The organism is Tsuneonella deserti (assembly GCF_014644315.1).
Classification (GTDB): domain Bacteria; phylum Pseudomonadota; class Alphaproteobacteria; order Sphingomonadales; family Sphingomonadaceae; genus Tsuneonella; species Tsuneonella deserti.
Genome location: NZ_BMKL01000001.1, coordinates 1,805,740 through 1,825,204, shown reverse-complemented (window position 1 = coordinate 1,825,204; position 19,465 = coordinate 1,805,740). Strand labels below are relative to the sequence as shown.

Sequence of the window (19,465 nt, the reverse complement as noted above, 5' to 3'; positions counted from 1 at the left end):
TTTCGGATACCATCCTCGCCTCTATCGCTTTGTGTCAATCTGTGATGCGAAACCATCACTGTCTGAATGTTCCCCGGAGGGAAGCCCAATGAGCATCAATATCGGTCCTCCCGCTACCGACGAACTGCGGCCCAAGATCACCGTCATCGGGGTCGGCGGGGCCGGCGGAAACGCGATTGCCAACATGATCGCCGCCGAGATCGAGGGTGTCGATTTCATCGTCGCCAATACCGACGCGCAGGCGCTCGGCGCCTCGTCGGCCGGCAAGCGCATCCAGCTTGGTCCGGATATCACCGGCGGCCTGGGTGCCGGCGCGCGTCCCGAAGTCGGCAAGGCTGCCGCCGAAGAAACGGTCGCCGAGATCGAGGACGCGCTGGAAGGCGTGAACATGTGCTTCATCGCCGCCGGCATGGGCGGCGGCACCGGCACGGGCGCCGCGCCGGTCATCGCCGAAGCGGCCCGGCGCAAGGGGGTTCTGACCGTCGGCGTGGTGACCAAGCCCTTCCTCTTCGAAGGCACCCGGCGGATGCGCGCGGCGGAGGCAGGCATCGACGAACTTCAGCGCCACGTCGACACGCTGATTGTCATTCCCAACCAGAACCTGTTCCTGGTCGCCAAGGCGGAAACCACCTTCAAGGAAGCGTTCGGGCTGGCTGACGAAGTGCTCCAGCAGGGCGTTCGCTCGATCACCGACCTGATGGTCATGCCGGGCCTCATCAACCTCGACTTCGCCGACGTTCGCTCGGTGATGCAGGAAATGGGCAAGGCGATGATGGGCACCGGCGAGGGCGAGGGCGAGAACCGCGCGCTCGAGGCCGCCGAACGCGCGATCGCCAACCCGCTGCTCGACGGCGTTAGCATGGCCGGCGCCAAGGGCGTGATCATCTCGATCATCGGCGGCGAGGATATGAAGCTGCTCGAAGTCGACGAGGCGGCGAACCACATCCGCGAGCTGGTCGACGAAGACGCCAACATCATCTGGGGTTCGGCGTTCAACCCGGACCTCCAGGGCAAGATCCGCGTCTCGGTCGTCGCGACCGGCATAGACGGCACCGGCGACGTTGCGATGAACCAGCCGCGCTCGTTCGCACTGGGTGCTTCGCGCGCCCCCAAGAAGCCGGTGCTCGAACTGCCGGCGGAAGACGAGTTCGAACTTCCGGCTGAAACGGAGGAGCAGCCCGAGCCGGCGTTCGCTTCCCCGGCCGGTGAGGATGAGCGCGAGCCGCTCGACCTTGGCGCGATGCCTTCGGGATTCGGCGACGAGGAAGACGAGGGCGAGGAATACGACGACGACGTCGATGGCATCGTCGATCCGCTCGCCGGCTTGCGCAACGAGGAACCCGAAGACCATGCCGCCGGAGCGCATGGCGGGCCGGCAGCCGAGGGCGATGACCTGTGGGGCGATGCGGACGATGACGAGCCGCTCGATCTCGGGGCGCCTGGCGGTTCCGGCCAGGACGAGCTTCTGCTCGATGCCGACCGGCTGGCCGAGCGTGACGAGCCGGTCAAGCCGATGCTCGGCGGTGGCCGCAGGCGCGGGCTGGTGACAGGCGGCGACAGCGGCGGCGCTGGCGGTGGAGCGGGTGGCGGCTCCGGAGCCGGCAGCACCCTGTTCGAACGGATGGCCAACCTGTCGCGCGGGGGCAATCGTGCCGGTGAACAGGAAGAAGAGGACGAGGGTGATGACGACAGCGGCTCCGCGTCGCTTTCGATCCCGCGTTTCCTCGGCCGGCAGAACAACCAGTAGGGACGCTTTGCCCCGGAGCCGTGGAACCGGCCCCGGGGCGGTTCCCCTAGCGGGCTGATCCGTTCGTCTTCGGTTCAGCCCGGTTCGGGCAGAAGCTGCACGACGATGCCAGATCGCAAGCCGACCATTCTGTACCGCGCCGCCGCCCCGTTGCTGGCGGCCCTGCCGATGGTCCTGGGCAGCGCCGCCGTGGCCGCGCAGGATTACGCGGTGGTGCAGGCGGTTCCACCACCCGCCGCTTCCGAACTGAAGGAAGCGCTCCGCCGGCTGGCGCGCAGCCCGGCGGATTTCGATGCGCTTATCGCGGCGGGGCGCGCCTCGCTGGCGCTCGACGACATCGACGCGGCGACAGGGTTCTTCGGGCGCGCCGACGTGATCCGGCCGGGCGATGCACGGGTGAAGGCGGGCCTGGCCGCGGCGAACCTCAAGTCGGATCGGCCGATCGAGGCGCTGCAGTTGTTCGACCAGGCGCAGGCTGCCGGCGCGCCGCCGGTGACGCTGGCGGCGGACCGGGGGCTGGCATTCGACCTTGTCGGCGATAATGCCTCGGCGCAGGCGCAATACCGCCTCGCGCTGACGCAGGGGCCCGATCCCGAGATCAGCCGCCGGCTGGGTCTCAGCCTCGCGATATCGGGCGACAAGAAGGGTTTCGAGGCGGCGCTCCTGCCGTTGCTCCAGCGCCGTGATTTCGCCGCATACCGCGCGCGGGCCTTCGGCCTGGCGGTGCTCGGCGAAGAAGCCGAGGCGGTTTCGATCGTCGAAGCGGTCATGCCCCGGGACCTCGCAAGCCGCATCACCCCCTATTTGAGCTACATGCCGAAGCTGACCCGCGCGCAGCAGGCCGCGGCAGGCAACCTCGGCGCGTTCCCCCGGGCGGCCCAGATCGGCCGTGACGATCCGCGCTTCGCACAGTACGCGGGCCCGGTCAGCGTGCCGGTCAGCCAGCGCAGTCCGGACAGCCGCCTCGCCCCGGCCGGCGCGCCGCTTGGCCCCAAGGCGAAAGGGGGCACCGCCTCCAGCACGCGGCAATCCTCCGCTGACAGGAAGCGCCAGCGAGAGCAGGAGAAGCGCGCGGCCGCGCTGGCCCGCCAGCAGCGCGAAGCAGCAGTCGCCGCCGCGAAGAAGCCGCCCGTGGTCGTTGCCCGGGCCGATCCCGCGCCAGTCGCTCGGACCAGGTCTGCCTCCGGGAGCATCCAACGCTCGGCGCGAATCCCGACGCCGCCGCCTCCTTCGCCCACGCCTACTTCGCGCGCTAGCGAGTTGCCGCCGCAGCCGGTGGTCGTGGCTCAGCTTCCGCCCGCGACGGGCGCGCCGGGGGTTGCCATCGCTCCGGTTCAGCCGGGAGCATCGGGGCCGAGCCAGTCTCAGTCGTCAGTGACCACGCCGGCCGCCGCGCCCGTGGTCATCACTCCGGCACCTCCGCCCGCGAGCGAGGCGGTGCCGAACGAGATCGACCTTGGCGCTGCGTTTGCCGAGTTCAACAACGCCAGCATTGCGAAGGCACCCGCTGCCGGCGCGGTCGACATCACCGCGATCAAGCCGAAGCGCGAGGTGGTCGAGCCGCCCAAGCCGCCACCACCTCCCCCGCCGCCTCCCAAGCCGAAAGTGCCGAGCCGCGTGTGGGTCCAGGTCGCCACGGGCAAGGACGTGAAGGCGCTCGCTTTCGACTGGCGCAAGTACGGCAAGAAGGCGCCTCAGCTTCTCGGCAAGCGGGACGCCTACACGGCCAAGTGGGGCGAGACGCGCAGGCTGGTGACGGGGCCTTTCGCCTCGGCAAAGGATGCCGCCAAATTCGTCAACGACCTCAAGGCGGCGGAAATCGATTCCTTCACCTTCACCAGCGACGAAGGCGAGGACGTCACGCCGCTCAAGTAGGGGCTGCCCACCGGTTTTGCACAGGCTGTGAACAGGGTTATCGGGTTGTCCCCAACCGTTAACCAGGCGGCGATTGCCGGGCCGCGCCGGGCGCTCCAATCACCAGCCGATGCGACCGACGGACCAGCCATGATGAGAACCGAGCACGAAGACTACGCCCCCATGGGTGACGACGCCGCGCCGGTGGACATGCTCGCGGCGCTGTTCGAAGCGCGCGGCTGGCCGCACGAGGTGGTCTCGCAGGAAGAGATCTCGGGCGAAGTGCAGGGCGCCTGGGCGAATTACCAGATCCGCGCGATCTGGCGCACACACGACAATGTCCTCCAGCTGCTGTGCCTGCCCGATGTGCGCGTGACCGAGGCGAAGCGCCGCGCCGCGCACGAGCTTCTTGCGCTGGTCAACGAGCAGCTCTGGCTCGGACACTTCGATGTGTGGTCGCAGGGCGGGATGCTGGTCTACCGCCACGGCCTGCTGCTCGGTGACGAAGGGCTACTGAGCCTCAGCCAGGCGCAGGGACTGGTCGAGACGGCCGTCGACGAGTGCGACCGCTTCTATCCGGCGTTCCAGTTCGTGCTGTGGGGCGACAAGTCCCCCAAGGACGCGCTGGCAAGCGCGATGGTGGACGCCGCCGGAGAAGCCTAGCGCCGCCCGCGCGGGATGCGTAGTGCCCGGCGGATGAACCGCACTCCCACCATCCTCGTCGCAGGCTTCGGCACGATGACCGGCGCGATCGTCGAGGGCTGGCTGCGCGCCGGCCTCGATCCCGCGAGCGTCACCGCGTGCGGACCCAGTCCGAAGCCAGTCCCGCCGGGAATGCGGTTTGTCACCGGGGTTCCGGAGGGCGAGTTCGATTACCTGCTGCTGGGCATGAAGCCGCAGAAGCTGGCGGAAGCGGCGCCCGGGCTCGAGCCGGTTGCAGGGCCGGAGACGGTCGTCCTGTCGGTGCTCGCCGGGATCGAGCTGTCCACCCTCGCGCGGCTTTTCCCCCGCGCGGCGGGCGCGGTGCGGGTGATGCCCAATCTCGCGGCGGCGCTCGGCAAATCCCCAGTCGCGCTGCTGGCGCAAGGACTGGACGAGCGCAGGCGCGAAGAAGTTACCGAACTGGCGGCCGCGCTCGGCACGGCCGAATGGCTCGCGGACGAGAGCCAGTTCGAACTGGTCACCGCGCTCGCGGGTTCCGGGCCGGGTTTCCTCTACCGCTTCATCGATGCGCTGGCCGCGGGTGCGACGCGGCTGGGGCTCGATGCAGGACAGGCGCAGCGGCTGGCGGTGCAGATGGTCGAAGGGGCGGCGGCGCTGGCTGCGCAATCGTCTTATTCGCCCGCCGAGCTCGCGCGTCGGGTCGCCAGTCCCGGGGGCATGACGCAGAAGGGTCTCGACGTGCTCGATGCCGACGAGGCGCTCGTCCGGCTGCTTACCGAAACCCTTCGCGCGGCGCGTGATCGGGGCCGCGAAATGGCCGGGGCAGCGCGCGAAGAAGGTTAATCGCGCCATGTCCGGTTTCGCTTGAAAAGAGCGGCCCGAACCTCGATATTTCACCTACCGCCCGCGCATCTCGCGATGGGCATCTGGAGTAGGAAACAAATGGCCGATTATGAACCACGCACGACGACGACCGGCTTCGGCTCGGTTCCGCGCGCCGGCGGCGCGGTCGTTTTCGACGCAGGTCTGCGGCAGCACATGCTGTCGATCTACAACTACATGGCGAGCGGCGTCCTGCTGACCGGCGTCGTCGCGCTGCTGACGGCCAATTCCGGCCTCGCATATACTTTCGCAACCGGTCCGCTGATGTGGCTCGTGGCGCTTGCTCCGCTGGCCATCGTCTTCGCGATGAGCTTCGGTGCCAACCGTTTCAGCAAGACGACGCTTCAGGGCATGTACTGGGCCTTTGCGGTCCTGATGGGCCTGTCGCTGTCGACGATCTTCCTCGTCTATACCGGGGGTTCGATCGCGGTGACCTTCTTCGCCACGGCTGCGGCCTTCGCCGGCCTGAGCCTGTGGGGTTACACCACGCAGAAGAACCTCAGCGGGATGGGCACGTTCCTGATCATGGGCGTGGTCGGCCTGCTGGTCGCGAGCATCGTCAACATGTTCGTCCAGTCCGAGCCGCTGATGTATGCCATCAGCTTCATCGGCGTGCTGATTTTCGCAGGCCTCACCGCCTACGACACGCAGAAGCTGAAGGAGCAGTACGCTCACCTGCGCGGCACCGAGTGGGCCGGCAAGGCAGTGGTCCTGGGTGCGCTGAACCTCTACCTGGACTTCATCAACATGTTCCTCTTCCTGCTGCGCTTCATGGGCCAGAGCCGCAACTGACCGCAGCACGGACTCGCTTCATCGTGCCCGGGATGTGCCAAGCATCCCGGGCATTTTCTTTGCCGGCGTTAGCCGGTAGGACAATATCTCTTCAGCCGCGCGAAAGGTGCGGATTGATATCCGATGCGGGCTAGGGAGGGCCGCGCCGCATGTTTTCGATGACTGCTGGCCGAATTAGATTGATGGCTGTCGCGGCGGGTCTTGCCGTGCTGGCCGGTTGCGCGACGCCGCCTCCACCCCCGCCGCCGCCTCCTCCGCCCCCGCCCAAGGTCATCCCGCCGCGTCCCATCGCGCCGATGGGCTCGTACGAAGGGATGCCGATCCCCGGGGTGCAGTTCGATGGCCTTCGCCACACCGTGAACTTCGGGCTGACTCCGGCGCAGACGACCTGGAACCTGCGTTCGGCGCTCAACGTCGCCGCGCTCAACTGCCTCGAGCTTGAGTACGACCCGATCCTCCAGGGGTACAAGTCGTTGCTCAAGGACCAGGCCCGCGGGCTTTCGGCTGCGAACAAGACGCTGGAGAGCGAGTTCCGCCAGAAGTACGGTCCCGGCTTCCGCGATGTGCTCGATGGCTACATGACCCAGGTCTACAACTACTTCGCCCTCCCGCCGGTCCGGAAGAACTTCTGCGACACCTCGCTGGCGGTTGCGCAGGAAATACCCACGCTCGCACCGGCCGATCTCGATGCGTTCGCCGCGCGTTCGCTGCCCCGGATCGAGCAGGTCTTCATCGATTTCTTCGGGTTGTACGACACCTACCGGACCGACCTGGCGCGGTGGGATGCCGAGTACGGGCCGCCGCCCCCGGCCGTTGCGGCTGCCACGACCGGCTATATCAACCCGCTCGATCCGGCAGTTACCGTTCCGCCGGGAGCGACCGTGGTTGGGGCGACGCCAACGCTTGGTCCGGCAACGACGACGGCGACCGCCAGCGCAGCCGGCCAGCCGGTAATCGTGCTGACCCCGCAGCAGCAGCCGGCGGCGGAGCCCGTCATCACGCTGCCATCGGTTCAGCCCACGACCACCGGCACCGACAGCTAGCGAAAGCGGCGCATTTGCGCTTGGCAAGCCGGTCCGGCTTGGCCTAAGGGGCGCGCTCCCCGCCGGCTGGCGAGGAAAGGAACTGGAACGGGGCCGTAGCTCAGCTGGGAGAGCGCGTCGTTCGCAATGACGAGGTCAGGGGTTCGATCCCCCTCGGCTCCACCAGTTTCCGATTGAAAATCAGAAACTGGTGGTTTCCTGTTTCCGCACGCGCCTCCGCGCGTGCGTTATCCTCGCACCTCCGGTGCTGCGGGCGCGCGTTCGCGCTTGCTGGACACAAGTCCGTGCTCTCGCGACCCGGATCTTGCGCGCGGGATCGGACCGCGACCAGCGGGGCGCGAGGCCGAACGGCCGCCCGCATGTGCTCCGTAGCGAGGCGAAGGAAGTAGCACCGAGGATGCACCCGCGGAGGCGGGTGCGAAAAACAAGACTCCCGCGTCCCCCGCTTTCTACCTATCAGGTCTCTCATGCATTTTCTCGACCAGGCCAAGATCTACCTCAAGTCCGGAGCGGGCGGACCGGGGGCTGTCAGCTTCCGGCGAGAGAAGTACGTCGAATACGGCGGGCCCGATGGTGGCAATGGCGGCAAGGGCGGGGACATCGTGTTCGTGGCGGTTGCCGGCCTCAATACGCTGATCGACTTTCGCTACACCCAGCACTTCAAGGCGCAGCGCGGCGGGCATGGGATGGGCAAGGACCGCACCGGCGCCTCCGCGCCCGACCTCGTGATCGAGGTGCCGGTCGGCACCCAGATCCTGTCGGAGGACAAGGAAGAGGTGCTCGCCGATTTCACCGAAGTCGGCCAGCGTGTTGTCCTGCTCGAAGGCGGCATGGGCGGTCGCGGCAACGCGAGCTACAAGACCAGCACAAATCGCGCGCCGCGCCAGCACCAGCAGGGCATTCCCGCGCAGGAAGCGTGGGTCTGGCTGCGGCTCAAGTTGCTGGCGGACGTCGGACTCGTCGGGCTGCCCAACGCCGGCAAGAGCACTTTCATCAACCAGGTCTCCAACGCGCAGGCGAAAGTGGGACACTATGCCTTCACCACGCTGGTGCCCAAGCTGGGCGTGGTGCGCCATCGCAATCGCGAATTCGTGCTGGCTGACATTCCCGGCCTGATCGAGGGCGCTGCCGACGGGGCTGGCATCGGCGATCGTTTCCTCGGCCATATCGAGCGCTGCCGGGTGTTGATCCACCTGATAGACATCGGCGGAGTGGACCCGGTCGAGGCGCTGCGCATCGTCGAGGACGAGCTTGCCGCCTATGGAGAAGGGCTGGAGGATAAGCCGCGACTGATCGCCCTCAACAAGGTCGATCTCGCGGACGCCGAGCTGGCGGAAGATTACGCCAAGGAACTGCGCGCCGCGGGCGCCGACAGGATCTTTTTCGTATCGAGCGCGACCGGCGCGGGGATCGACCGCCTGCTCGACGCAGTGCTCGATTATCTGCCCGACCGCACCGCGACCGAAACCAAGGGCGGCGAAGTGGAGGAAGAGCCAGCCGGCGGCGGCGAGTGGTCGCCGATCTAGGTGACCGATCCAGGTGACGGGGAGCGCGGCCTCGGCTAATCGGCGGGCCATGGCGATCACCGCGCTCTCCCAGATTCACGATCCCGCCCTGTGCGCCCGATTGGTGCTGAAGGTCGGCTCCGCGCTGCTGGTCGAGCGCGGGGGAGCCGTTCGCCGGCAGTGGCTCGAAAGCCTGGTCGCCGAGATCGCCGCGGCGCGGGTGCGCGGTCAGCAAGTCGTGGTGGTGAGTTCGGGCGCGATCGCGCTCGGTGCCGCGCGGCTCGGCCTCGCCCAGGGCGGCAGGGCGAACCTTGCCGACGCGCAGGCCGCCGCGGCGGTCGGCCAGATCGCGCTGTCTGCGGTCTGGGCCGAACTGCTCGCGGCGCATGGCCTCACGGCGGCGCAGATGCTCGTCACCCTCGACGACCTGGAGGATCGGCGGCGCTATCTCAACGCCTCGTCCACCCTCGCGCGGCTGCTCGAGCAGGGCGCTGTTCCGGTGGTCAACGAGAACGACAGCGTGGCCACCGCCGAAATCCGCTTCGGGGACAACGACCGGCTGGCGGCGCGGGTGGCTCAGGCGGCGGGCGCGGATGCGGTCGTGCTGCTCAGCGACGTGGACGGCCTGTTCGACCGCGACCCGGCGGATCCTGCCGCCGAGCTGGTGCGAGAGGTCAGCGGGGTGGACGATACCGTGCGCGCGATGGCGGGTGCGGGTTCCGGTTCGGGCATGGGGTCGGGCGGCATGGTCTCCAAGTTGCAGGCAGCGGAGATTGCCGGGCGTGCGGGGATCGCGCTGGCGATCGTCAACGGCACTTTCCAGCGCGCGCTCGCGCGCGCGGTGGAGGAGAATCGCGGCACCCTGTTCCACGCGCATCGCCGCGATGCAGGCCGCAAGGCGTGGCTCGGCGGGCGGCTGGCTCCGGCGGGCGTGCTGACGGTGGATGACGGCTGCGCCTCCGCTCTCGAAGGCGGGTCGAGCATACTGGCGGCTGGCGTGGTCGCGGTCGACGGCGATTTCGCGCGCGGCGACCTCGTCGCGATCCATGGGCGCAAGGGCGACCGGCTGGCGCAGGGGCTGGTGGAATATTCTGCCGCCGAGTGCCGCGCGATCGCCGGCCGCAAGGCGGGCGAGCAGGCGGCGCTGCTCGGCTATGCGCCGCGCTCGGCGGTCGTGCACCGCGATCACATGGTGCTGCTGTGAGCAAGCCGCTGGTTGCGCTCACCGGCGGTACCGGATTCGTCGGCCGGGCGACCCGCGGCGCGCTCGAGCAGGCGGGCTACGCCGTGCGCGGACTGGCGCGCACCGTGCCCCAGGATGCCGGCGGTTCGACCGAATGGGTGCAGGGCGGCCTGGGTGACCGGGCGGCGATCGAGCGGTTGGTGGCGGACGCGGAGGCGGTCGTACACGTCGCCGGGCTGACGACAGCGACTGATCCCGCCAGGTTCGAGGAGGCCAACGTCGCCGGCACCATGGCGATGATCGAGTCCGCCGCGCGGGCCGGCGTGCGGCGGTTCGTGTTCGTCTCCTCGCTCTCCGCGCGCGAGCCGCAGCTATCGGCCTATGGCGCTTCGAAGGAGCGGGCCGAACGGCTGGTCATGGCGAGCGGGCTGGACTGGACCATCGTGCGCCCGCCTGGCGTATACGGCCCGTGGGACGTCGATTATCTGGAGATGTTCAAGCTGGCGCGACGCGGCATCGTGCCGGTGCCGCCGCCCGGCCGCAGCTCGCTGATCCACGTTCATGACCTTGCCGATCTGCTCGTCGCGCTCGTTCCGCCCAGCGAGAGCGCGGTCCACCGTACTTTCGAGCCGGACGACGGCCACAACGGCGGGTGGTCGCATCGGGAGCTTGCCCGCGTGATCGGCTGGGCGGTCGGACGCCGGCCGATGGTGATTCATCTTTCGCGCACGATGCTGACCCACGCTGCGCGTGCCGATCGGCTGGTCCGCCGCTCCCGCGCGCGGCTGACTGCCGACCGTGTCGGCTACATGCTCCACCCCGACTGGCTGGTGGACGAGAGCCGCGCCGTGCCCGCCGAATTGTGGCAACCCCGCATCCAGACCCGCGACGGGATCAAGGCGACTGCCCGCTGGTACCGCGAGCAGGGCTGGCTCTGATCCGTTTGGCGTTTCGCGAGTATCGGGATTAGTCTTCGCACAGGATCGCGAGTCGTGTTGGCGGCACGAGGCCGCCGTCGCTGAGGACAGGGGACTCACAAGATGCGCAAGGTCATTCTCATTGCAGCCGTGGCGGCCCTCGCCGCATGTTCGAAGCCTGCCACCAATACCGACGAAACCGCCACACCGGCGGCGACCGACACCGCTGCCGCGGCGCCGGCTCCGGCTGCGACCACGATGGCCGCCGATGGCAAACCTTCGACCGGTACGTTCAAGGTCACTTCGCCCGATGGCCAAGTGGTGATGGAAGAAGTGAGGGCAGACGGCACTTATGCCGATACCGTCGATGGCAAAGTCGTCGAGACCGGCCGCTGGGAGCAGAAGTCGAGCGCGCAGTACTGCTGGACCAAGGACGGTCCGGGCGAGCAGCAGATCTGTTCCGACGAGAAGGTCGAGAACGGCAAATGGACCTCTTACAACCCGGTCACCAAGAAGACGGCGACCATAGAGCGGGTCGAGGGCTGACCAGGCTTCAGAGAAACGGTTCGTAGCCCGGCGGCAGCTCGCCGTCGGGCCCGAGCTTGACCGGCGAGTGAATGCCGCACTCGGTCTTGTCCCAGCCCTTCCACCGGCCCGAACGCGGGTCTTCCCCCGGCGCCACCTTGCTGGTGCACGGCGAGCAGCCGATCGAGGGATAGCCAGCCTCCACCAGCGGATGAGGCGGCAGGCCGTGCGCCGCTACGTATGTGGCAAGGTCATCCGCCTGCCAGTCGATCAGCGGGTTGATCTTCAGCCGCCCCAGGGCATCGGAGTGATCGAGCTCGAACCGCGGCAGGTTGGCCCGGGTGCTCGCCTGGAACGCCTTTCGCCCTGTCAGCGTCGCGTCGAAACCGGCCAGCGCGGCGGCGAGCGGCAGCACTTTACGAATCTCGCAGCAACCGTCGGGATCGAACGACCAACGCAGGCCATTGCCGTCGCGCGCATCCAGCAAGGCAGGATCGGGCGCCAGCACCTGGAGATTGGTCAGCCCGAGATGGGCGACCAGCTCGTCGCGATAGGCGAGCGTTTCGGGGAAATGCTTGCCGGTGTCGAGGAAGAGTACCGGGGTATGGGAGGCGACCTGCGCCACCTGGTGCAGCAGGACTGCGCTCTCCGCGCCGAAACTGGAGACGACCGCCACGCGCCCGGCCACCCCTTCGTGCAGCACGGCGTCGAGCACCGCGCGCGTGTCGCTGGCGCGGTAAGCCTGGTTGAGGCGAATGGCGTCGGCTGCGGCGAAGCGCGGCGCGCTGTCGATCCGGTCTACGAGGCGGCCGATGCCGAGATCAGCCATGGCGCAATTTCCAGATCGGCACCCGGTCATCCGCGGCGGGCACATAGACGTGCTCCCACCGGGTCAGCGCCACCTCCGCGTCGGCGGGGTCGATCGGCTTGTCCGGCGCGAAGCTGTCGAAGCCGCAGCGGCGCATGAAGAAGATGAGATCGACCAGCACGTCGCCGGTCGCCTTGATTTCTCCGGTGTAGCCCGCCTCACGCAGCATCCGCGCGGTGGAGAAGCCCCGGCCGTCGCGGAACTTCGGGAAGTCCACCTCGATCAGCCGCAGGCGTTCGAGATGGGGGAGGAGCACGGTGACGTCCTCGCCCGCCTCGATGCGCACCGAATCCGCTTCCTCCTGTTCGAGGAACGCATCGAGCGATACTGCCGGCTCATCCGCCGGGGCATCGTCGCGAAAACGCAGACCGGCCGAGAATTCCTCGGTCGCGGCGGGTGTGGGGTTGCCGCTCTCAGCCATAGATTGCCTCCTTGAAGCCTTCCATTCCGACGCGGCGGTAGGTGTCGATGAAGCGTTCGCCGCCCTCGCGGATCACGCGGTAATGCTCCACCGCGCGTTCGACCGCGTCGACGATGCCGTCCTCGTCGAACCCTGGACCGGCGATCTTCGCCTGCGTCGTGTCCTCGTCACCTGATCCGCCGAGGAGGAGCTGGTAGCTCTCGCTGCCTTTCCGATCGACGCCGAGAATGCCGATGTTGCCCGCGTGGTGGTGACCGCAGGCGTTGATGCAGCCCGATACCTTGATCTTGAGCTCGCCGATGTCGGCCTGGCGCCCGGCATCCGCGAACCGCTCGACGATCTTCTGCGCGACCGGGATGGAGCGCGCATTGGCCAGGCTGCAATAATCGAGGCCCGGACAGGCGATCACGTCGGTCACCAGATCGAGGTTCGCATCCGCCAGTCCGGCCGAAACGAGCGCCTGCCAGACGGTGTGGAGATCCGCCTTGCGCACGTGCGGCAGGACGAGGTTCTGCGCGTGGGTGGAGCGCAGCTCGTCCAAGCTGAAGCGCTCGGCCAGATCCGCGACCAGCTCCATCTGCTCGGCGGAGATGTCGCCCGGGATGCCGCCCACCGGCTTCAGGCTGATGTTGGCAATCGCGTAACCGGGCGCCTTGTGCGCGACGACCTGCTGCTTGACCCAGGCGGCGAAGGCGGGGTCCGACAGGTCGATCTCGTCGCTCAGCCCCTGCTCGAACGCGGGCGGTTCGAAGTAGGCTGCGATCCGGTCGTATTCCGCCTGCGGGAAATCCTCGCCCAGCGAAAGGAAGTGCTGGAACGCCTCCTCCACCTGGCGGGTGAATTCCTCCTGCCCAAGGTCGTGGACGAGGATCTTCATGCGCTGCTTGTGGATGTTGTCACGCCGCGCGTGGCGGTTCCACACGCGCAGGACGGCCTGCAGGTAGCTGAAGATCTGGTTCGCGGGCAGGAACTCGCGGCTGCGGTAGGCGATGAAGGGCGTGCGGCCCATGCCGCCGCCGAGGAACACCTCGAACCCGATCTCGCCAGCCGCGTTGCGGACGATCCGCAGCGCGAAGTCATGCCAGCGCAGCGCCACCCGGTCCTCGGCGCTCGCGATCACCGCGATCTTGAACTTGCGCGGGAGGTAGCTGAATTCCGGCATGAAGGTGGTCATCTGCCGCAGCATCTCGGCCCACGGACGCGGGTCGATCACCTCGTCGGCGGTGGCTCCGGCATAATGATCGGACGATACGTTGCGGATCGATTCCCCGCTGGTCTGGATCGCGTGCATCTCGACCTCCGCCAGATCGGCGAGAATGTCGGGCGCCTCGGCCAGCTTGATCCAGTTGTACTGGATGTTCTGCCGGGTGGTGAAATGGCCGTAGCCACGGTCATACCGCCTCGCGATGTCAGCCAGCGTGCGCATCTGCGCCGAATTGAGCGTGCCGTACGGGACGGCGACACGCAGCATGTATGCGTGGAGCTGGAGATAGAGCCCGTTCTTCAGCCGCAGCGGCTTGAACTGGTCGTCGTCCATCTTGCCTTCGATGCGGCGGCGGACCTGTTCGCGGAATTCCTCGACACGGGTGTCGACCATCGCCTGGTCGTATTTGTCGTAGCGGTACATGTCAGATCACCCATTCACGGGCTTCGGGGTCGGCGGGCTTGAGCGTCAGGTCCGGGCGCACGGTCGGCCCGAGTGCCCGGATGCGGTCCTTGATATGCGCGGGGCGCACGCCGTCGGCGGTCTTCTCGCCTTCGATGATGTAGGGATTGTTGACCCGGCAGGTCGCGGTTTCGCGGGCCATGATCGCTTCGGCTTGGTCGCCGGCGTCGACCGCGTCCTCGACATGGAGCGACCAGTCGTAGCCGGTCCACCACGTCACCGCGCCGGACTTCAGGTCGTTCCCGGTGATGATCCTCATGCCATGGTCTCCATCAGCTGCGCGACGACGGCATCCTCGCGCGCGGTCACTTCGCCGATCACGATCAGCGCCGGGCTCTTCACGCGTTCGCGCACGACAAGATCGGGTAGGGCTGCGAGTGGCCCGCGGAGCACGCGCATCTCGGGGCGGCAGGCGTTCTCGATTACAGCCACCGGCATGTCCGGCGCGAGGCCATCGCCCATGAGCTTTTCAGCGATCTGCGGCGCGGTCTTGACGCCCATGTAGATGACGAGCGTGCGGCCCTTGTCGGCAAGGCCCGCCCAGTCCTGTTCGGCCAGGCCCTTGCACTGGCCGGCGACGAAGCTGACCACGCTGGATGCGTCGCGATGCGTAAGCGTGATCTGCGCGGCGGCGGCGGCGCCGTTGGCGGCGCTGATGCCGGGAACGATCTCGACCGGCACGCCGGCGAAGCGACAGGCTTCGGCTTCCTCTCCACCGCGCCCGAAGACCAGCGGATCGCCGCCCTTCAACCGCACCACATCGCGCCCGGCGCGCGCCTCGCGCACCAGCAACGCATTAATCTGGTCCTGCGCCAGCGTGTGCCGCGCGCGGCTCTTGGCCACGGAGACGAGCTCCGCCGCCGGAGGAGCCAACGCCAGCACGGCGGGATCGACGAGCCCGTCGTGAACGACCAGCTCCGCGTGTTCGAGCAGCCGCGCGGCGCGCAGCGTCAGCAGATCCGGGTCGCCCGGACCCGCGCCGACAAGATAGACGGTGCCTGTTTTCTTCATCCCGCCTGATTGGGAGAGGCCAGGACCGCTCGCCAGCCAGATTGCCTGTCAGGCGCGGTAGCGCCGATTTTGAAAGCTGGGATAGGCCCCTGGGAAGCTAGGCTTCCGGCTCGCCTGCCGCGATGCCTGCCCTCCGTTCGAGGGCGGCCACCAGCTGGCGCAGCTGCGCGCTGTCCTTCAGGTTCACGTCACGCTGGGGGAAGGGGATCTCGATGCCGTTGTCCCTGAACAGCACCCACAACCTCTTGAGCACTGCCGAGCGGACGTTCCCGACACCTTCTTCGGGATCGTTGATCCAGCAGTGGATGCGGAAGTCGATCGAGCTGTCCCCGAATTTCTCCAGCCAGACGACGGGGGGAGGGGTGGTGAGCACCCGCTTTGCGCCCTTCGCGGCCTCCAGCATAAGCTTTTCGGCCAACTCGATGTCGGAATTGTAGCCAATCCCGATCGGCACCTGGACCCGCACGTTCCTTGAGGAATACGACCAGTTCTCCACCTGATTGACCATCAGGTTCTCGTTCGGGATCAGGTATTCTTTCTGATCGCGCGTGGTCAGCGAGACGGCGCGGATGCCGATCTTGCGGATCTGGCCGAAGGTGGAATTGCCCGCCGCATCGGCAATGGCGATTACGTCACCCGGCTTGATCGAGCGGTCCATCAGCAGGATGATCCCGGCGATCAGGTTGCCGAAGGTCTTCTGCAGGCCGAATCCGATCGCGAGGCCGAACGCGCCCGAAAACACCGCCAGCGCGGTCAGGTCGATCCCGAGGATATCGATCCCGACGAGAATGGCCAGCGCCCAGACGGCGATGGTGACGAGCTTTTCGGCGAGCAGCCGCTGGGTGGTATCGAGCCGCGTCATCCGCCGCAGCAGATGGCGGGCGCCGCGGCTCAGGAACCACGCCGCGACGAGGACACCGACGATGATGGTGACGAACACCAGCGCGTCCCACAGCGAGACGCGCGAATGGCCGAGGTCGATCGCCAGGTCGTCGAGAGTCTCGACCATGCCGGCGGCGGTGTGGCTTTTTTCCGCCACCGCCTGCTTCAGTCCGTCCGCGGCATGGATCTCGTTTTCCGCCCCGGCGGCGCGGGCCTGCATCAGCGTGGCTCCATCGCCGCGAAGGCGCGGTCGAGGTCGGCGACCAGATCGGCGGTATCCTCCAGCCCGATCGAGAGGCGCACGCCCAGCCGGTCGGCTTGCTGCCAGCCCGGTGGCGGCCAATTCGTTCGCGAGCGAATGGGCGCGGGATCGAAGGGCGTCACAAGGCTTTCAAACCCGCCCCAGCTGAAACCGATCCCGAACAGCTCGAGCGCGTCGATGAACCGTGAACGGGCCGGTTCGTCGCTGCCGGCGAGGACGAAGCTCAGCAGGCCGCAACCGCCGGTGAAATCGCGCTGCCACAGGTCATGCCCCGGCGAGCAGGGCAGCATCGGGCACAGGACGTGCGCCACCTCGGCGCGCTGCCGCAGCCATTGAGCAATCGCCAGCGCGCTGGCGGTGCTGCGCTCCAGGCGAACCCCCATCGTGCGCAAACCGCGCAGGGCCAGCGAAGCGTCGTCGGGCGAAACGACGTGGCCCAGCGCCTGGGCAGTCTGCCGCAGCCGCGCGTGCCACTTCTCGCCCGCCGAGGCCGAGCCCATCATCAAGTCCGAATGCCCGCCGACGTGCTTGGTCAGGCTCATCACCGAAATGTCGCACCCGTGCGCGAGCGGCTGGAAGCCGAGCGGGCCGGCCCAGGTATTGTCCATGATCGTTGCCGCGCCCCTTTCGCGGGCGGCCGCCGCGAGCGCTGGTACGTCGCACACTTCCATGGTCAGGCTGCCGGGGCTTTCCAGCATGACCGCCTTCGTGCGCTCGCAGAACCGTTCCGGAAAAGCGGCAAGGTCGAGCGGATCGAAGAACCGCGCCTCTATTCCCATGCGGGCGAGCAGCCCGCGAGCCATGGCGCGGGTCGGCTCATAGGCATTGTCGGTCACGAGCAGCACGTCGCCTGGCTTGAGCACCGCCAGCAGCGCGCCGGCGATCGCGGCGACCCCGCTGGGGTAGAGCACCGTTCCCACGGCGCCGCTTTCGAGGCTCGTCAACGCGTCGGCCAACGCCCACTGGGTCGGCGCGCCGCGCCGGCCGTAGAAGAAATGCCCGTCGGCATTGTGGTGCTTGCACTCGTCGAGCGCGGCGGTGTCGGCATAGAGGTGCGTGCTCGCCCGCCACACCGGCGGGTTGACGACCGGGCCGGTCCACTCGACCCGGCGGCCGGCTTCGACCAGGCGGGTGCCGCGTCCGTGCGCGTTCCTCTTCGCCATTGTCAGGCGGCCGCTCCGCTTTCTTTCGGGGTCGAGGGATCGGCGCCCCATTCGCTCCAGCTGCCATCATAGAGCGCGGCGTCGTCGACGCCGAGCCGATGGAGCGCGAACAGCAGGACCGAGGCCGTCACCCCGCTGCCGCAGCTCGTCACGATCGGGCGCGACAGGTCGATGCCGGCGCGTTCGAAGGCGGCGCGAAGCTCGTCATCGGAACGGAACGTACCGTCCGGGTTCAGCAGGTCGCGGAAGAACAGGTTCCGCGCGCCGGGAATGTGCCCTCCGGCAAGGCCGTGGATCGCATCGGCGGTTTCTGCCGTGAACCGACCCGCATCGCGTGCGTCGATCACCTGCTCCGCGCCGCTGTCGATGTTGGCCAGCATTTCGGCCTTGGTGCGCACCCGGCTCCAGTCGCCGCTCGCCTCGACTTCGCGTGCCTGGCCGGCGGCTGAAGCACCGCTTTCGAGGGGCCGGCCTTCGGCTTTCCACTTCCCCAGTCCGCCATCGAGGATGGCGATGTTTCGCAGCCCGTTCATGCGCAGGATGAACCACGCCCTGCTGGACGTCTTTACGTCGCTGTCGTCGTAGATGACCACGCGGTCGTCAGCGGAAATGCCGAGCGCCGTCATGCGCTGTGCGAACTGCTGCGCGGTGGGCAAGGCGTTCGGGACGCTCGAGCCCGCATCCTTCAGGCCGGCGAGGTCGAGGAAAAGCGCGCCGGGAATGTGCCCCGCGGCGAATTCCTCGCCCGCGTTGCGGCCCACGGCGGGCAGGTGCGAGGAGGCGTCGATTACCTTGAGATCGGCTGCGCCAAGTTCCCTGGCGAGCCACTCCGTGCTTACGAGACTGTCCATCGGCGAACGGTAGCCGCGCGCCGGCGTCCAGTCGAGCGTGTCAGTCGAGGGCGTGCTGGCTCACCGCGCTGTAAGTCTGCGGCATCTCGTCAAGCCTGAACGGCTGCAGCCGCTGGCCCATGCCCGCAGGACGCAAGCCGACGACGAAAGTACGGGCCAACGGTTCGATCCCCTGTGCTTGCGCCCGGACGCGGAGCAGCGGAACATAGACCACGGCCTTGCCGTGCGGGATCGGGCGGATCTGGGCGACCGGCAGGCGCAGCTCACCCGAAACCTGCACGCTGGCGCCCGGATCGATCCGCTCGATCGTTCGGACCGGGTCGAGCGGGACGAGCGGATCGGCTATCTGCTGCTCGGTCGGGATGCGCGCATGGGCGGTAACGAGATCGGCGCCGAGTCTCACGTCTGTGAGCGGCTGGCCACTGCGATTCGTGACGACGACTTCGTAGCTCAGCGTCGCATACATCATGCTTCGGGCAAGGCGGAGCGCCCGCGCCTCGATCGTCAGCCGCGGCCCGCTGACGGCGACAGGAGGCTCTGCGACAATGTTGTCGGCCCGCGGCGGTGCGGCAACCGGTCGCTCTATGAGTGGAGCTTCCGCCTCATCGCCCGCGCGCCGGCGAACGAAGAACACCGCCGCGCCTGCGGCCACAACGAGCAGGCCGCCGAGCGCGTAGAGCCAGCCGGGGATGCCTTCGGATCGGGTTGCCGTTTCGGGAAGCGCGGTGGCCGAGGCGGTCGGCAGCGGAACGGGCGCAGATTCAGTCGGCAGGGTGCTCGCCGGCGCCGTCGGAAACGCGCTGGCCCCAGCCGTCACGGACGGGGTTTCCTGCGCCGGCGCCGCTGCGGGGGGCGTGAAGCGCGGGGGGAGCGAGCTGTTGCTTGGCTGGATCGCCGGCCGCTGGGTCGGCGTGGGCCGCGGCGTCGGCGTGGGTGTCGGCGTCGGGGTCGCGCGCGGTGTCGGCGTTGGGGTCGGCGTGGGTGCGGTTGCGCGGGGGCGAGTCAGGATCGGTGCGTCGGGATCGACAGGGCCCTGGATGTCCGTCGGTGTGGGAGTGGGCGTCGGTAGACGGAAACCGCCAGGCGCCTCCTGGGCAGCCAGCGATGCGCCGAAGGGCGCGCTCAACGTGGCAAGCACGAGCAGGCTGGTGTGGGCGAGTGGTCTCATGGCTCCCGGGCGTGCCGTTCAAGCGTGGGCGGCGCTGAATAGGCACTGAATTGGCCGAGTCC

The 19,465-nt window shown here is 68.1% G+C and carries 19 protein-coding genes and 1 tRNA gene; 11 read left to right on the top strand and 9 right to left on the bottom strand.

What is annotated here, in order from left to right:
- The first annotated feature begins 88 nt into the window (after positions 1-88).
- The 11 genes from ftsZ to IEW58_RS08855 all read left to right on the top strand — a co-directional run bounded on the left by ftsZ (position 89) and on the right by IEW58_RS08855 (position 11,132).
- Complete coding sequence (gene ftsZ, locus IEW58_RS08905; protein WP_188644790.1) at positions 89-1,747, top strand: cell division protein FtsZ; 1,659 nt, start codon at positions 89-91, stop codon at positions 1,745-1,747.
- A gap of 105 nt (positions 1,748-1,852) precedes the next feature.
- The gene (locus IEW58_RS08900; protein WP_188644789.1) at positions 1,853-3,622 is read left to right on the top strand and encodes an SPOR domain-containing protein; all 1,770 of its coding nucleotides are present in this window, start codon (positions 1,853-1,855) and stop codon (positions 3,620-3,622) included.
- Positions 3,623-3,754: 132 nt separating this feature from the next.
- A complete protein-coding gene (locus IEW58_RS08895; protein ID WP_188645742.1) occupies positions 3,755-4,264 on the top strand; it encodes a type III secretion system chaperone family protein in 510 nt (169 codons plus the stop codon).
- Between the two features lie 33 nt (positions 4,265-4,297).
- A complete protein-coding gene (locus IEW58_RS08890; RefSeq protein WP_188644788.1) occupies positions 4,298-5,107 on the top strand; it encodes a pyrroline-5-carboxylate reductase family protein in 810 nt (269 codons plus the stop codon).
- Positions 5,108-5,206: 99 nt separating this feature from the next.
- Positions 5,207-5,938, top strand: a complete 732-nt coding sequence (locus IEW58_RS08885) for a Bax inhibitor-1/YccA family protein (protein ID WP_188644787.1) — start codon at positions 5,207-5,209, stop codon at positions 5,936-5,938.
- 182 nt (positions 5,939-6,120) lie between these two features.
- Complete coding sequence (locus IEW58_RS08880; RefSeq protein ID WP_188644786.1) at positions 6,121-6,981, top strand: hypothetical protein; 861 nt, start codon at positions 6,121-6,123, stop codon at positions 6,979-6,981.
- A gap of 89 nt (positions 6,982-7,070) precedes the next feature.
- A tRNA-Ala gene (locus IEW58_RS08875) sits at positions 7,071-7,146 on the top strand.
- A 302-nt stretch (positions 7,147-7,448) separates the two neighbouring features.
- Positions 7,449-8,507, top strand: a complete 1,059-nt coding sequence (gene obgE, locus IEW58_RS08870; RefSeq protein ID WP_188644785.1) for a GTPase ObgE — start codon at positions 7,449-7,451, stop codon at positions 8,505-8,507.
- 49 nt (positions 8,508-8,556) lie between these two features.
- Positions 8,557-9,690 carry a glutamate 5-kinase gene (gene proB / locus IEW58_RS08865; protein WP_188644784.1) on the top strand — a complete coding sequence of 378 codons (1,134 nt, stop codon included), beginning with the start codon at positions 8,557-8,559 and terminating at the stop codon, positions 9,688-9,690.
- Complete coding sequence (locus IEW58_RS08860) at positions 9,687-10,607, top strand: NAD-dependent epimerase/dehydratase family protein (RefSeq protein ID WP_229658521.1); 921 nt, start codon at positions 9,687-9,689, stop codon at positions 10,605-10,607. The genes proB and IEW58_RS08860 overlap by 4 nt, the downstream gene beginning before the upstream one ends.
- A gap of 102 nt (positions 10,608-10,709) precedes the next feature.
- On the top strand, positions 10,710-11,132 hold the full coding sequence (locus IEW58_RS08855; RefSeq protein ID WP_188644783.1) for a hypothetical protein: 423 nt from the start codon (positions 10,710-10,712) through the stop codon (positions 11,130-11,132).
- A 7-nt stretch (positions 11,133-11,139) separates the two neighbouring features.
- Here the strand turns inward: IEW58_RS08855 and IEW58_RS08850 are convergent, their stop codons facing one another.
- The 9 genes from IEW58_RS08850 to IEW58_RS08810 all read right to left on the bottom strand — a co-directional run bounded on the left by IEW58_RS08850 (position 11,140) and on the right by IEW58_RS08810 (position 19,403).
- The gene (locus IEW58_RS08850; RefSeq protein ID WP_188644782.1) at positions 11,140-11,940 is read right to left on the bottom strand and encodes a phosphoadenylyl-sulfate reductase; all 801 of its coding nucleotides are present in this window, start codon (positions 11,938-11,940) and stop codon (positions 11,140-11,142) included.
- Entirely contained in the window at positions 11,933-12,400 is a 468-nt protein-coding gene (locus IEW58_RS08845) for a DUF934 domain-containing protein (protein ID WP_188644781.1), read from the bottom strand. Before IEW58_RS08845 ends, IEW58_RS08850 begins: the two co-directional genes overlap by 8 nt.
- Positions 12,393-14,027, bottom strand: coding sequence for a nitrite/sulfite reductase (locus IEW58_RS08840; protein ID WP_188644780.1), 1,635 nt, complete (start codon positions 14,025-14,027; stop codon positions 12,393-12,395). Before IEW58_RS08840 ends, IEW58_RS08845 begins: the two co-directional genes overlap by 8 nt.
- Position 14,028: 1 nt before the next feature.
- Positions 14,029-14,325, bottom strand: coding sequence for a DUF2849 domain-containing protein (locus IEW58_RS08835; RefSeq protein WP_188644779.1), 297 nt, complete (start codon positions 14,323-14,325; stop codon positions 14,029-14,031).
- Complete coding sequence (cobA, locus tag IEW58_RS08830; protein WP_188644778.1) at positions 14,322-15,077, bottom strand: uroporphyrinogen-III C-methyltransferase; 756 nt, start codon at positions 15,075-15,077, stop codon at positions 14,322-14,324. Before cobA ends, IEW58_RS08835 begins: the two co-directional genes overlap by 4 nt.
- Before the next feature lie 97 nt (positions 15,078-15,174).
- Complete coding sequence (locus IEW58_RS08825) at positions 15,175-16,179, bottom strand: mechanosensitive ion channel family protein (protein WP_188644777.1); 1,005 nt, start codon at positions 16,177-16,179, stop codon at positions 15,175-15,177.
- Positions 16,179-17,384 carry a cystathionine beta-lyase gene (gene metC / locus IEW58_RS08820; RefSeq protein WP_188644776.1) on the bottom strand — a complete coding sequence of 402 codons (1,206 nt, stop codon included), beginning with the start codon at positions 17,382-17,384 and terminating at the stop codon, positions 16,179-16,181. Before metC ends, IEW58_RS08825 begins: the two co-directional genes overlap by 1 nt.
- A 2-nt stretch (positions 17,385-17,386) precedes the next feature.
- Positions 17,387-18,235: a 3-mercaptopyruvate sulfurtransferase gene (sseA, locus tag IEW58_RS08815; RefSeq protein ID WP_188644775.1), complete on the bottom strand. Its 849-nt coding sequence runs from the start codon at positions 18,233-18,235 to the stop codon at positions 17,387-17,389.
- 40 nt (positions 18,236-18,275) lie between these two features.
- Positions 18,276-19,403, bottom strand: coding sequence for a hypothetical protein (locus IEW58_RS08810; protein WP_188645845.1), 1,128 nt, complete (start codon positions 19,401-19,403; stop codon positions 18,276-18,278).
- Positions 19,404-19,465: the final 62 nt, after the last annotated feature.

What these genes read in the sequence shown, in the direction of transcription:
- ftsZ (WP_188644790.1), top strand. Translation starts at nt 89, where the DNA reads ATGAGCATCAATATCGGTCCTCCCGCTACCGACGAACTGCGGCCCAAG.
- IEW58_RS08900 (WP_188644789.1), top strand. Translation starts at nt 1,853, where the DNA reads ATGCCAGATCGCAAGCCGACCATTCTGTACCGCGCCGCCGCCCCGTTG.
- IEW58_RS08895 (WP_188645742.1), top strand. Translation starts at nt 3,755, where the DNA reads ATGAGAACCGAGCACGAAGACTACGCCCCCATGGGTGACGACGCCGCG.
- IEW58_RS08890 (WP_188644788.1), top strand. Translation starts at nt 4,298, where the DNA reads ATGAACCGCACTCCCACCATCCTCGTCGCAGGCTTCGGCACGATGACC.
- IEW58_RS08885 (WP_188644787.1), top strand. Translation starts at nt 5,207, where the DNA reads ATGGCCGATTATGAACCACGCACGACGACGACCGGCTTCGGCTCGGTT.
- IEW58_RS08880 (WP_188644786.1), top strand. Translation starts at nt 6,121, where the DNA reads ATGGCTGTCGCGGCGGGTCTTGCCGTGCTGGCCGGTTGCGCGACGCCG.
- obgE (WP_188644785.1), top strand. Translation starts at nt 7,449, where the DNA reads ATGCATTTTCTCGACCAGGCCAAGATCTACCTCAAGTCCGGAGCGGGC.
- proB (WP_188644784.1), top strand. Translation starts at nt 8,557, where the DNA reads ATGGCGATCACCGCGCTCTCCCAGATTCACGATCCCGCCCTGTGCGCC.
- IEW58_RS08855 (WP_188644783.1), top strand. Translation starts at nt 10,710, where the DNA reads ATGCGCAAGGTCATTCTCATTGCAGCCGTGGCGGCCCTCGCCGCATGT.
- IEW58_RS08850 (WP_188644782.1), bottom strand. Translation starts at nt 11,940, where the DNA reads ATGGCTGATCTCGGCATCGGCCGCCTCGTAGACCGGATCGACAGCGCG.
- IEW58_RS08845 (WP_188644781.1), bottom strand. Translation starts at nt 12,400, where the DNA reads ATGGCTGAGAGCGGCAACCCCACACCCGCCGCGACCGAGGAATTCTCG.
- IEW58_RS08840 (WP_188644780.1), bottom strand. Translation starts at nt 14,027, where the DNA reads ATGTACCGCTACGACAAATACGACCAGGCGATGGTCGACACCCGTGTC.
- IEW58_RS08835 (WP_188644779.1), bottom strand. Translation starts at nt 14,325, where the DNA reads ATGAGGATCATCACCGGGAACGACCTGAAGTCCGGCGCGGTGACGTGG.
- cobA (WP_188644778.1), bottom strand. Translation starts at nt 15,077, where the DNA reads ATGAAGAAAACAGGCACCGTCTATCTTGTCGGCGCGGGTCCGGGCGAC.
- IEW58_RS08825 (WP_188644777.1), bottom strand. Translation starts at nt 16,179, where the DNA reads ATGCAGGCCCGCGCCGCCGGGGCGGAAAACGAGATCCATGCCGCGGAC.
- metC (WP_188644776.1), bottom strand. Translation starts at nt 17,384, where the DNA reads ATGGCGAAGAGGAACGCGCACGGACGCGGCACCCGCCTGGTCGAAGCC.
- sseA (WP_188644775.1), bottom strand. Translation starts at nt 18,235, where the DNA reads ATGGACAGTCTCGTAAGCACGGAGTGGCTCGCCAGGGAACTTGGCGCA.
- IEW58_RS08810 (WP_188645845.1), bottom strand. Translation starts at nt 19,403, where the DNA reads ATGAGACCACTCGCCCACACCAGCCTGCTCGTGCTTGCCACGTTGAGC.